The following is a 13164-nucleotide window of genomic DNA, read 5'->3' as shown; positions in this document are numbered from 1 at the left end:
AGAGGAGAAGGCTATTCATGAACAATCAGCTGCTGCTGGAGGTCAAAGAGCTCAAAACGCATTTCAAGACAGAACGAGGCAGGGTAACGGCAGTTGACGGAATAACATTCCATGTCAATGAAGGTGAAATTGTTGGCATTGTAGGTGAATCCGGCTGCGGAAAAAGTGTAACCTCACAATCCATTCTCCGCTTGTTCGACGAGAAATACACAGCCAGCTATGAAGGCGAGGTGCTGTTTGAGGGCAGGAACCTGCTGAAGGAATCCCTTGGCGGGATGGAGGATATCCGCGGCAATGATATCGCCATGATCTTTCAGGACCCGCTCAGTTCACTGAATCCGGTCTACACGATAGGGTATCAAATCGCAGAAGCGGTCCGCATCCATCAGCAGGTATCCAAGAAGGAAGCCCGGCTGCGTGCGGTCCAGATGCTCCGGCTGACCGGAATTCCTTCCCCGGAGAGACGGGTGGACGAATATCCGCACCAGCTGTCGGGAGGCATGCGACAACGGGCGATGATTGCCATGGCACTCGCCTGCCGCCCGAAGCTGCTGATCGCCGACGAACCGACAACGGCGCTGGATGTAACAATTCAGGCACAGATTATGGACATGATTATGGAGCTGAACCGGGAGCTTAACATGGGCGTAATTCTCATCACGCACGACCTGGGCGTGGTTGCTGAATCCTGCAAACGGGTGGTAGTCATGTATCTGGGCCAGATCGTGGAGGAGGCAGATGTGCAGGATCTCTTCGACACTCCACTTCATCCGTATACGAAGGGATTGATGCAGTCTATTCCCCATATGGATGGGGACCGTTCCTTGCCGCTTCACGTCATCAAGGGTTCAGTGCCTTCATTAAATAATGTACCGAAGGGGTGCCGGTTTGCCGCGCGTTGTCCTTACGCCGATGAGCTGTGTCTGTCGAGGATGCCGGAGCTGAGCGAGGCGGACAACGGCCAGAAGGTGCGATGCTGGCATTATGAGCAAATCAAGTAAAGGAGGCGGATGACAATGACCGTTCAACAACCAAGACGCCCTCTGCTTGAGGTAAAGGGCGTCAAGAAATATTTCCCGGTAAAAAGCCCTCTAGGGGCAACCCTCCAGCAGGTCAGGGCGGTTAATGACATTTCTTTCAACATGTACGAGGGTGAGACATTCGGTGTTGTAGGCGAATCCGGCTGCGGCAAAAGCACTATGGGCCGCACCATTCTCCGGCTGACTGAACCAACGGAAGGCCAGGCAATTTTTCAGAACAAGGATCTGTTTGGACTCTCGGAGCGGGAGATGAAGCCGATGCGCCAGCAGCTGCAGATGGTATTCCAGGACCCGTATTCCTCACTCAATCCGCGCAAGCGGATTGGCGCTACGCTGGAGGAGCCGATGATTATCCACCGGATGGGGAATAAGCGGGAGCGTACAGACAAGGTGATGGAAATTCTGCAGAAGGTGGGCATGAATGCCGATCAATATTACCGTTATCCGCATGAATTCTCGGGAGGGCAGCGCCAGCGTATCGGGCTGGCCCGCGCACTGGTCATGAATCCCAAGCTGATCATTTGCGACGAACCGGTCTCTGCGCTGGATGTATCCATTCAGTCGCAGATCATCAATCTCATGCAGCAGCTTCAGCGTGAGCTTAAGCTGACCTTCCTCTTCATTGCCCATGATATCAGCGTGGTCCGGCATATCTCTGACCGGATCGGCGTGATGTACCTGGGGCAGATGGTCGAGCAGGCTCCTACAGACAAGCTGATCAGGACTCCGCTGCATCCTTATACCCAGGCCCTGCTGTCAGCGGTACCGGCCACGAAGCCGAATGAGGTCCGCGAGCGGGTGATTCTCAAGGGGGATTTACCTTCTCCGCTAAACCCGCCTGCGGGCTGCATTTTTCATACCCGCTGCCCTTATGTCATGGACCGGTGCAAGACGGAAGCCCCTCTGAATAAAGAGGTAACCGAGGGACATTTCGTAAGCTGTCATCTGCATTAGCAGGCTGTTTTAAGCCAGGGAGGGATTAAAATGGGAAGTATTTCTTTCATAGCCACCGGAGACAGCTTCATTACAAGGAGGCTGGCGAATCAGGGAGTAAAGTATACGGTTCTGGCTGAATTGATCCAATCGGCAGATGTGCGCTTCACGAATCTAGAAGTCACTACGCACAGGTATGAAGGCTTTCCGGGGGCGGTGAGCGGAGGCACCTGGGCGATTGCTCCGCCTGAGGTGCTGGCGGACCTTAAGGCATACGGCTTCAATCTGGTCGCCTGGGCCAATAACCACAGCCTGGATTATTCCTACGGCGGACTCGAAGCGACGGCTAAATATTTGGATGCCTACGGCTTCGTCCATGCCGGATGCGGAGAGAATCTGGCGAGAGCGGGGGAGCCCAAATATTTGGATACCCCCTCCGGTAGGGTGGCATTAATCGCGGTTACGTCCTCTTTTCACGAGTCGTGGCCCGCCGGAGAGCAGCGTGCCGATATGATAGGCAGGCCGGGGGTCAACCCGCTACGGCATGAAATACGGCAAGTGGTCACTGCACGACGGCTGGAGGAACTGCGGGCCATTGCGGAGGTTACCGGCATCAATGCTGAATACCATTATGCTGTGGAGAGCGGCTACCGTGTGGCCTTGCCGGAGGGACAGCTTCCCTTCGGGAGCTATATTTTCGAAGCCGGTGAGAAGGAAGGTGTGGCTACTTCAGCGCATGCCGGCGATATGAAGCGGATTCTTAAGGCGGTATCGGAAGCGGCTAGGCAAGCGGATGTTGTTCTGGTCAGTATCCATACCCATGAAATGCAAGGCGCGCACCTGGATGAGCCGGCCGATTTCCTGCGCGAGTTCGCACATGCCTGTATTGATACAGGCGCACATGCAGTTATTGGTCACGGCCCGCATAAGGTATGCGGGATGGAGATGTACAAAGAGAGACCGATCTTCTACAGCCTGGGAAACTTCATCTTTCAGAATGAGACGGTGGCGCATTTGCCCGCTGATTATTATACAAAGTTTGGCCTGGACAGTTCCCACGGAACTGCTGATGCGTTTGATCAGAGGGGGCAGAATGATACCCGGGGAATGGCCGCCAATCTGCGGATCTGGCAGTCCTTCCTACCCCGCTGGACCATGGAGAACGGCCGGATTATCGAAATTACGCTGCACCCCATTGAAATGGGCTTCGGCCTGCCGCGTTACCAACGGGGCTGGCCTGAGTTATCTTCAAGTGATGCAGCGCTTCAGGATTTACAGAGGCTGTCCAAGCCGATGGGTACGAACATCCGGATTGCAGGTGGAACCGGAAAGGTAGAGCTACTATAAGAGGGTTAGGAGTGACGACCATGGGTACCATTGAAATTAGATCTGAAGCTATTGAGCATATCAGCGGAACGATTGAGCATAAAAGAGAGCTCCTGGCCAGTATAAACGACCGGATCTGGGAATTTGCTGAAACGCGTTATGAAGAGGCGCGCTCCGCAGAACTGTTCGCGCAAATTCTGGAGCAGGAGGGCTTTGAAGTAGAGAGAGCCGCTGGAGGAATACCAACCGCGGTAATTGGCAGCTTCGGCACCGGATCCCCGGTGATCGGTATCCTGGGTGAATATGATGCTTTGTTCGGTCTTAGCCAGGAAAAGGGCCTTTCCAGCAAGCAGCCGGTGGTGGAAGGCGGAAACGGTCATGGCTGCGGCCATAACCTGCTGGGCAGCGGGGCCCTTGCGGCAGTCATCGGGGTGAGACAATACCTGTTGGACCAAGGATTGTCCGGCACTGTACGCTTCTACGGCTGCCCTGCCGAAGAAGGCGGGGGCGGCAAGGGGCTGATGGTTAAACGGGGCTTGTTCGAAGGGGTGGACGCGGCTATTACCTGGCATCCCGGTCCAGCCAATTATATTAATTCCGCTACGCTGCTTGCTACACGCCAGGTATACTTCCAGTTTAAGGGGCGGAGTGCCCATGCAGCGGCAGCCCCCCATCTGGGCAGAAGTGCGCTGGATGGTGTGGAGCTGACCAACATGGGGGTCAACTATCTGCGGGAGCATATGGAGTCTGACTGCCGGATTCATTATGCGATTACAAACACAGGCGGAATTTCACCGAACGTTGTGCAGGCAGAGGCAGAGGTGCTGTACAAGCTGCGTGTTCCCCGCTCCGAGCAGCTGGCAGATTTGTATGAGCGGATTGTGAGAATCGCCGAGGGAGCGGCTCTGATGACCGGTACTGAACTTGTGATCCGTCCCGACTCCGGCGCTTCTGAGCTAATCATGAACCGTACACTGGAGCGGGCAGCCTATGCGGTATTCCAGGAGATCGGTGTTCCTGACTTTGATGCGGCTGAGCTGGAATTCGCCTCCCGCATCCGCACGACGCTGACCGAACAGGATAAGCTGGATGGACTTCCTTCCGGTCTGGAAGGGAAGGCCCTGTCAGACCGGCTGGAGCCTTATTCCCCGCAGGACCACCTGGTCATGGGCTCCTCCGATCTCGGCGATGTCAGCTGGCAGATGCCGATGGTGCAATGTTATGTCGCTTCCATGGCCCTAGGCACACCGCTGCATACCTGGCAGGTGGTTAGCCAGGGAGCTTCGTCTTCGGCTCACAAGGCACTGCTCCATGCCGGAAAGCTGATGGGACTGACAGCGCTGGAGCTGTTCCTGCAGCCGGAAGTGCTTGAACAGGCTAAGGCGGAGCACCGGCATAAGGTTACGGGCCGCAGTTACTTGTGTCCGATCGCAGACGATGTGGTTCCCGGTCCAGTCAAACGATAAATTCAATCTGATGGGAGTGGTATAGATGACCCCAATACAGGCGGAAACGCTAAGATTTATAGAAGAGTATATCGATCAGAAGCAGGAGCTGCTGATCTCTGTAAGTGACCGGATCTGGGAGTATGCCGAAACCAGATATGAGGAGCAGCAGTCCGCTGAACTTATGGCGGAGATTCTGGAGCAGGAAGGCTTTGAGGTCCAGCGTGCCGCAGGCAATATCGGGACTGCTGTTGTAGGCAGCTACGGGAGCGGGAAGCCGGTAATCGCTATTCTTGGAGAGTACGATGCCTTGTTTGGGCTCAGCCAGCATCGTGGAGAGAACGCGAATCATCCGGTAGTCCCGGGAGGCAACGGCCATGGCTGCGGGCATAACCTGCTCGGTACGGGCGCGCTTGCCGCAGCGATCGCCGTCCGGCACTGCCTGGAGCAGTATGGTCTTGCCGGTACGGTACGCTTCTATGGCTGTCCGGCCGAGGAAGGCGGGGGCGGCAAAGCCCTGATGGCCAGAAACGGCCTGTTCGAGAATGTTGATGCTGCATTGACCTGGCATCCGGAGGCAAGGAACAAGGTTACCAATCATACCTCTCTTGCAACCTGCCAGGTGTACTTTAAGTTCAAGGGCCGCAGTGCACATGCTTCCGCGGCCCCTCATCTGGGCCGTAGTGCGCTGGATGCCGTCGAATTGATGAATGTGGGGTGCAACTATTTGCGGGAGCATATCATTCCTGAAGCCAGGCTGCATTATGCCATTACCAACAGCGGCGGCATCTCGCCCAATGTAGTCCAGGCGGAAGCGGAGGTGCTGTACAAATTACGCACTCCACGTTCTGAAGATCTGGCAGAATTGTATGACCGGATATGCAATGTGGCGAAGGGCGCTGCTCTTATGACGGGTACAGAGCTTGAGATTCAATTCGACTCCGGCTCCTCAGAGCTTATTGTCAACAAAACGCTGGAGAAGCTGATGTATGAGCAATTCGTCCAGCTGGGCGGACCGGTTCATAATGAGTCTGAGCTTCAGTTTGCGGAAGCGATCCGCAGTACATTGACTAGTCAGGAGCGGACATTCAATGTGCCGGCCGGGCTGCACGGCAAGGCGCTGGCAGACCGGGTGGAAGAATACGATCCGCAGACCTCCATGCTCTGGGGCTCCACAGATGTCGGAGACGTCAGCTGGAAGGTGCCTACGGTTCAATGTGAAGTTACCTCAGTTGCACTGGGGACCCCTTTCCATACGTGGCAGGTGGTCAGTCAGGGCGGAATGTCCATAGGGCATAAAGGGATGCTGCAGGCAGGAAAGGTCATTGGCGCTACCGCACTTGAACTGTTCCTTCAGCCAGAGGTTCTGGCTGAAGCCCAGCGGGAGCATGCCTTGCGCCTGAACGGCAGAACCTACAAATGCCCCTTCCCCGATGACGTAACACCAGGACCTGTTAAGCGCTAACCTTAGGTTAATGCGGTGATACAGCAAGTAAGGGGAATGAACAATGAAAGTATCACGTGCCGGTACGGCTATGCTGGTTATGATTCTGATTTTGATCTGGGGTGCTTCGTTTCCGGTCTATAAAATTGCACTGAATTATGCTCCACCTCTGCTGTTTACAGGTATAAGGACCTTGGCGGGAGGGGCGATCCTGTTTCTGCTGATGGTTCACAAACGGAGCGCACTGAGGTGGAAGGCCAACTGGCAGATATATATTCTTTCTGCGGTCTTGAACGTCATTTTATTTTTTGGTCTACAAATCATGGGGCTTCGTTATCTGCCTTCCGGCATGTTCGCAGTGATTGTATATTTACAGCCGGTTATGGTTGGTGTGCTGGCCTGGCTGTGGTTAGGAGACCAAATGTCAGCCTTGAAGGTGACCGGATTTCTGGCGGGGTTTGCGGGTGTTGCTGTGGCAAGTATCCAGAACTTAAGCGGGAATGCATCTGCAGCTGGGCTGCTTCTTGCCCTGGGTACAGCGATCAGCTGGTCTGTAGGCACGGTGTACGTCAAGAGAGTCAGCGGCCGGGTAGACTTCATGTGGCTTGCGGCCATGCAGTGCTTAATTGGAGGAGTGGTGCTGACGGGTGCCGGTTCCATTACTGAGACTTGGAGCGGCATTGTATGGAACGGCTCTTTTTTAATAAGCCTCCTGTACGCGAGCGTGTTTGGAGTTGCTGTATCCTGGATGCTGTATTTCTTCCTGGTGAATGCCGGCAATCTTCAAAAGATATCCTCTTTCCTGTTCCTTGTCCCCATAGTTTCCGTAACCCTTGGTGCGTTGCTGCTGAATGAGCCGTTAACCGGATTTCTACTGGCCGGCCTAATGCTGATTGCCTTCAGCTTGTATTGCATCAACCGGCAGCCGAAAGTCAAAGATCCCTAAAAAAGAAGATAGAGAGATATAACTCTTGTTCATTTCTCACACTTGTGGATAGTTGCCCCAGTACCGTCCTATGGAACTGCGGACTAACCATAGCGGGAAGTGAACCTCGATGACGCTTCATACCCGCAGAGCTCAAACGCCCAAGTAATCTAGGAGGCAAGGAAATGACAGAGGAAGCATTTCGGATTGAAAGGGATTTTCTTGGAGAGAAACAGGTTCCGCTTGATGTATATTACGGTATCCAGACGGTGCGCGCCCTGGAGAACTTCCCGGTTACCGGTTACCGCATTCACGGGGAATTGATTGTTGCACTGGCTATGGTTAAAAAGGCGGCTGCAGCCGCGAACATGGAGCTCAAGCAGTTGACGCCGAGACTCGGCGAAGTGATTATACAGGCTGCAGGCGAGATTATAGCGGGACAGTGGCATGGTTCGTTCATCGTTGATCCGATTCAAGGCGGAGCAGGAACCTCCATTAACATGAATGCGAATGAAGTCATTGCGAACCGGGCCATTGAGCTTCTCGGTGGACGTAAAGGTGATTATAGGGTTGTTAGCCCAAATTCTCATGTCAACATGTCACAGTCAACTAATGACAGCTTTCCTACAGCGATTCACTTGGCGGTTCTCTCCATGCTGGAGAAGCTAATTGGAACTTTACACGGGCTGCATGCGGCGTTCGAGAGGAAGGCAGCGCAGTTCGATCACGTGATCAAAATGGGACGCACCCATCTGCAGGACGCTGTTCCGATCCGGCTGGGGCAAGAATTCCAGGCGTATGCCAGTGTACTGGGCCGGGACATCCAGAGGATCAGCAGAACGAAAGAGCTGCTATATGAAGTGAATCTCGGTGCGACTGCTGTGGGGACGGGTCTCAACGCAGACCCGCAATATATTGTAAGAGCTGTGGAATCGCTTGCGGACATCAGCGGGTTCCCGCTGATTCGTGCGGGACACTTACCAGACGCTACGCAGAACACGGATGCCTATACTGAAGTGTCTGCTACTCTGAAAATCTGCATGATCAATATGTCAAAGGTAGCCAATGACCTGCGGTTAATGGCCTCCGGCCCGCGGGCCGGATGGAGTGAGATTACGCTGCCCGCCCGGCAGCCGGGTTCCTCAATTATGCCGGGCAAGGTAAATCCGGTGATGTGTGAGCTGGTTAACCAGGTGGCATTTCAGGTCATGGGAAATGATCATACGATCTGCCAGGCTTCAGCAGCCGGGCAGCTGGAGCTGAATGTGATGGAGCCTGTGCTTGTATTCAATCTCCTCCAATCCTTAACAATCATGAATCAGGCATTGGATGTATTTAACACCCTCTGTGTGCAGGGAATTGAAGCTAATGAAGAACGCTGCCGAAGTTATGTGGATCAGAGCGTAGGCATAATGACAGCGCTCAACCCGCATCTGGGTTATGAAACGGCGGCAAGAATCGCCAATGAAGCAATTGCCACCGGGAAGTCCGTCCGCGAGCTCTGCCTTCTGTACAATGTGCTGTCGGAGGAGGAGCTGGATCTGATTCTCGATCCCTACCAAATGACCGAACCCGGCATTGCCGGTAAGGAACGTTTGGAATATAGCTGAAAGTGACGTGAGGATTATGGATTATTATCAATTTATATCGGATATCATCGACCAGAAGCAAGGGAAGCTCACGGAGGCCAGTGATCAAATCTGGGACTTCTGCGAAACACGTTACCAGGAGCACCGCTCAGCGGAGGTCTTATGCAAGGTACTAGAAGAAGAGGGCTTCAGTGTTCAGCGAAGCGCGGGAGAGATAGAAACGGCTTTTGTGGGCACTTACGGCAAGGGGGCGCCTATAATCGCCATACTTGGTGAATTTGATGCCTTGTCAGGGATGAGCCAGGTTGCCGGTGTAACCTTCAAAGAACCTTTGCAAGAAGGTGCAAACGGACATGGCTGCGGACATAATCTGCTGGGTGCAGGCTCGCTTGGCGCTGCGGTTGCCGTCCGGCATTATCTGGAGAGAAGCGGCCTGCCGGGAACCATCCGTTATTACGGCTGTCCTGCTGAAGAAGGAGGCGGCGGTAAAGCCTATATGGCGCGGGCGGGATTGTTCAAGGATGTCGATGCAGCCTTTACCTGGCATCCATGGGATGAGAATCTGGCATATAACAGCAGAATGCTGGCCACCTGCCAGATCCAGTTCACCTTCAGGGGCAACAGCTCGCACGCATCTGCAAGTCCCCATCTGGGCCGCAGCGCACTGGATGCTGTCGGACTTATGAATGCAGGAGCCAACTATCTGAGAGAGCATTTGATTTCTGAGGCAAGGCTGCATTATGCCATTACGGATGCCGGCGGACACTCGCCCAATGTTGTGCAGGCCAAAGCCTCGGTATTGTATAAGCTCCGTGCTCCAAGAATGAGCCAGGTGAAGGAAATGATCCAACGGGTATGCGATATCGCCAGTGGCGCAGCCATGATGACGGGAACCCGTGTAGAACATCAGGTGGATGGTGCCTCCGCAGATCTGATTCCTAATTTCACCTTAAGCCGGGTGATGCACCAGTGCTTCACTGAACTCGGTGGTGCGGCTTTTACAGAAGATGAGCAGCGGTTTGCCCGGGGGATTCAGGACAGCTTCTCGGCGGAAGAAAAGCGCATAGTGCGGAACGGAGGCGGAAGGATTCTGTCGGAGCAGCTTCAGCCGTATTCAGAGGAGCAGGGATATGTGTATGCTTCGACAGATGTGGGGGATGTCAGCTGGATTGTGCCTACAGGGCAGGTCTATGTGACCACCTGTGCATACGGCACCCAGCCGCATAGCTGGCAGCTGGTGACACAGGGCAAATCTTCTGCAGCCCATAAAGGCATGCTGCTGGCAGGCAAGGTGCTGGCTGCTTCAGCTATACATGTGCTGCAGCATCCCGCAGTGATTGCTGCTGCGAAATCTGAGCTGAAGGAACAGTTGGACGGAGAGGTGTACCAGTCACTGATTCCGCCGGAAGTGCAGCCGGCAGCAAGCAGAGCGGTCTAGCAGAGAAAATCGAGACCATCAAGAGTGTGAAGGGGTTGGAAAGAGTGAAGGACAACGTGATTCTAGGGACCATGAGCTTCAGCATGTCCGAGCAAATATTCGCAGCTCATCAAGGGGGGGAATTATCAGTAGAGCCTAAGCAGACTGTACACAACAGTGTGGATTTGGCAAGAATCTATACTCCCGGTGTTGCAGAAGTCTGCTCTGCAATTCATAGGGAACCGGATAAGGCCCACACATTAACTATCAAGAAGAATACCGTTGCCGTGATCTCAGACGGAACTTCCGTGCTGGGCTTGGGGGATATCGGGCCATATGCAGCCGCTCCTGTAATGGAAGGCAAAGCCATGCTGTTTAAACAACTGGCTGGGGTGGATGCTTTTCCGATCTGTCTGGACACTACCGATACAGAGGAAATCATTCGTACGATTCAAAGAATCAGTCCTATATTCGGCGGGATCAATTTAGAAGATATTAGCTCTCCAAGGTGTTTTGAAATAGAGCGCCGATTAGCTGATCTGTTGGATATCCCTGTGTTTCATGATGATCAGCATGGTACTGCGATCGTGGTGCTTGCCGGATTGTTCAATGCGCTGAAGGTGGCAGGCAAGCAGATCGATCAAATTCGCGTTGTCGTCAACGGTATCGGAGCGGCGGGAATGGCGATATGCCGAATGCTGCTAAGAGCCGGTGTCACCAGACTCGTCCCCGTGGACCGGGAAGGAGCTATCGTACTAGGCGGCCGTTATTCTCAGCCCATGTGGCAATGGCTGGCGGAGCGGCCAGAAGTGGAAGCCATTCCTGGGCTGCTCAAGGAAGTTATCAGGGATGCGGATGTATTTATCGGGGTGTCCAGAGGAGGGGTTCTTACGGCTGACGATGTGCAGTATATGGCTCCCGGCAGCATCGTCTTTGCCATGGCCAATCCGGACCCGGAGATTGCACCGGAGGAAGCTCTGCCTTATGTTCAAGTATTCGCTACAGGACGCAGTGACTACCCCAATCAAATCAACAATGCCCTTGTTTTTCCCGGGATTTTCCGTGGAGCCCTGGACTGCCGGGCTTCCTCCATTAATGAAGAGATGAAGCTTGCTGCTGCCTATGCCATAGCTTCAGCCATTCCGGATGCAGAATTAAGCCCGGTGAATATTGTTCCTGCTGTATTGGACAGAGAAGTCGTCGCGAGAGTGAGGGTTGCTGTGATTAGAGCAGCTGTTTCATCTGGGCAAGCGAGAGTTATGCCTGTAGACTTAATGGATGGAGTGTCGTAATCCAAATAATAACGGGAAGGGCTGTGTATTTTATTGTCATTAACTGCAAAATTGTAGGTGAAGGATTCCCGGTAGTTATTTTGCATGGCTGGTCTTTGGATCACAGCGTAATGTCTGGCTGCCTAGAGCCGAATTTTGTGAAACGGCAGGGCTGGAAAAGAATCTACATCGATTTACCAGGAATGGGAGCATCGAAAGCTCAAGCAAACATTCGTAATTCAGATGATATGCTGCAAGCGGTTCTTGACTTCATAACTTTACAAATTCCTGATGAACCTTTTTTGATCTTCGGGTATTCATACGGCGGCCTTATTGCACGGGGTGTTGCACATTATCTTCAAAAAGATGTACGTGGCATGCTCTTAATTGCACCAGTAATTGTAAGTGAACCGTCGGAAAGAAACTTGCCGGAGAAAAGAGTCATCAAGGCCGATAGTTCATTGCTGTCGCGTCTCCCCCTGGAAGATGCCTCTGAATTTGCTGCCGTGTCCGTTATTCAGGGAGAAGAGGAATGGGTCAGGTTTAATCGCGAAATTCTCTTACCCTCAAGAAAAGCGGATCACTCATTTTTAACTCAAGTCCGCAACAATGGATACGGGTTCACATTTGAAATGGACACTGATACAACGATAAACGAGTATCCTGTACTTATTATTACTGGTCGTCATGACCATATTGTCGGATACAAGGATGCATGGGGTATATTGGATGAATATCCAAACGGAGCTTTTTCATTGCTGGATTTGGCTGGACATCATCTACAAATAGAACAGCCCAATATATTCAATGCCTTAGTAAACAATTGGCTTGATGAACTTGAGAGCGGATATATAAATTGCTGAGTTATACCCTTGTAAGAGGAAATGAAACTCTCCACTTGATTTTCAAGCAAATTCCGGATACAAATAATTAGTAGTTTAAAAACAGCCTCCTATTACTACCTAATAGAAGGCTGTTTTAGTTTGTGTTGTACGAATCGTATAATATGGAATGTGGTTTTTATGTAGTGAATACATTGATCGATTGGCTGCCATTTTATCCCCAGTCCAGTGACACAAATCCTCCTACATAGTGAGTATCGAAATATCAGCAATAAGAGGAGTTGTGTAGGTACATTGTGTCACTGAGAAATACACAAAAGTGCCCACATTTTCGCAAATCGACATAAAAGTATAATTCAATTGCACGTCTGCTTATTTTAATAACGAAAAGTACACAGAAATTGAGCTTGATGGTGACAGATAGCATATAAATACCCAAGCAAATTTTAAAATTACGATAAAGAAATCAAGTTGTTTTGGGATTGGATTACTCCGTATATTGAATACACTAATGGAGAAAAAATAGGCGAGGTATCAATAAATCGATATTCTACCGAAGAGGTTTATCTGAATGATGGAAAGGTCGCCTACCTTAAAAAAAATGTCGTCTCATTAATGAGGAGGAATTGTGTCCTTAGAGCATAACGAGCGAAAGCAGGTATTCCCAAGCTGAAATACTATTCATAGACATATGTACAAAATACGGGTTTTGTGAGGAAGTAGTGTATAAATTAATGGAAGCAACCAATTAGTTCCATAATATTACTAATTAACTATCCATTACTGATATCTAATCAATGTTCAAACCTGTTCAAAATAACTGCCCTTTCCTTAGCAATTGATTCTTATTTAGTAATCGTATTATCTAAAACGAGTATTAAGCTTTAAAGCTCATCAAGTCTCGCATAAAACTTTAAGTGCTGATCATGTTT

General features: G+C 51.8%; 10 protein-coding genes. All 10 read left to right on the top strand.

Annotated features, from left to right (window positions below; translation table 11 throughout):
- Window positions 1-17: 17 nt before the first annotated feature.
- Window positions 18-1001, top strand: a complete 984-nt coding sequence (locus MHI15_RS21005; protein WP_076217620.1) for an ABC transporter ATP-binding protein — start codon at window positions 18-20, stop codon at window positions 999-1001.
- Window positions 1002-1010: 9 nt separating this feature from the next.
- Entirely contained in the window at window positions 1011-1994 is a 984-nt protein-coding gene (locus tag MHI15_RS21000; protein ID WP_076217619.1) for an ABC transporter ATP-binding protein, read from the top strand.
- Window positions 1995-2024: 30 nt separating this feature from the next.
- Window positions 2025-3320 carry a CapA family protein gene (locus tag MHI15_RS20995; protein ID WP_076217618.1) on the top strand — a complete coding sequence of 432 codons (1296 nt, stop codon included), beginning with the start codon at window positions 2025-2027 and terminating at the stop codon, window positions 3318-3320.
- 20 nt (window positions 3321-3340) lie between these two features.
- Window positions 3341-4765, top strand: coding sequence for an amidohydrolase (locus MHI15_RS20990; protein WP_076306612.1), 1425 nt, complete (start codon window positions 3341-3343; stop codon window positions 4763-4765).
- Between the two features lie 25 nt (window positions 4766-4790).
- On the top strand, window positions 4791-6209 hold the full coding sequence (locus MHI15_RS20985) for a M20 family metallopeptidase (protein ID WP_076217616.1): 1419 nt from the start codon (window positions 4791-4793) through the stop codon (window positions 6207-6209).
- 43 nt (window positions 6210-6252) lie between these two features.
- Window positions 6253-7134, top strand: a complete 882-nt coding sequence (locus MHI15_RS20980; RefSeq protein ID WP_341164791.1) for a DMT family transporter — start codon at window positions 6253-6255, stop codon at window positions 7132-7134.
- Window positions 7135-7298: 164 nt separating this feature from the next.
- On the top strand, window positions 7299-8723 hold the full coding sequence (gene aspA / locus MHI15_RS20975) for an aspartate ammonia-lyase (protein ID WP_341164790.1): 1425 nt from the start codon (window positions 7299-7301) through the stop codon (window positions 8721-8723).
- A 16-nt stretch (window positions 8724-8739) separates the two neighbouring features.
- Window positions 8740-10140, top strand: coding sequence for a M20 family metallopeptidase (locus tag MHI15_RS20970; RefSeq protein WP_076307877.1), 1401 nt, complete (start codon window positions 8740-8742; stop codon window positions 10138-10140).
- Between the two features lie 71 nt (window positions 10141-10211).
- The gene (locus tag MHI15_RS20965; RefSeq protein WP_445668010.1) at window positions 10212-11411 is read left to right on the top strand and encodes an NAD(P)-dependent malic enzyme; all 1200 of its coding nucleotides are present in this window, start codon (window positions 10212-10214) and stop codon (window positions 11409-11411) included.
- A 23-nt stretch (window positions 11412-11434) separates the two neighbouring features.
- Complete coding sequence (locus MHI15_RS20960) at window positions 11435-12253, top strand: alpha/beta fold hydrolase (protein WP_305953995.1); 819 nt, start codon at window positions 11435-11437, stop codon at window positions 12251-12253.
- Window positions 12254-13164: the final 911 nt, after the last annotated feature.

Origin of the sequence: Paenibacillus sp. FSL H7-0918, from assembly GCF_038007025.1 — a bacterium.
In the GTDB taxonomy this organism is placed as follows: domain Bacteria; phylum Bacillota; class Bacilli; order Paenibacillales; family Paenibacillaceae; genus Paenibacillus_AQ; species Paenibacillus_AQ odorifer.
Note: the sequence above shows the minus strand (reverse complement) of the source record. Positions and strands in the feature narration are given on the sequence as shown.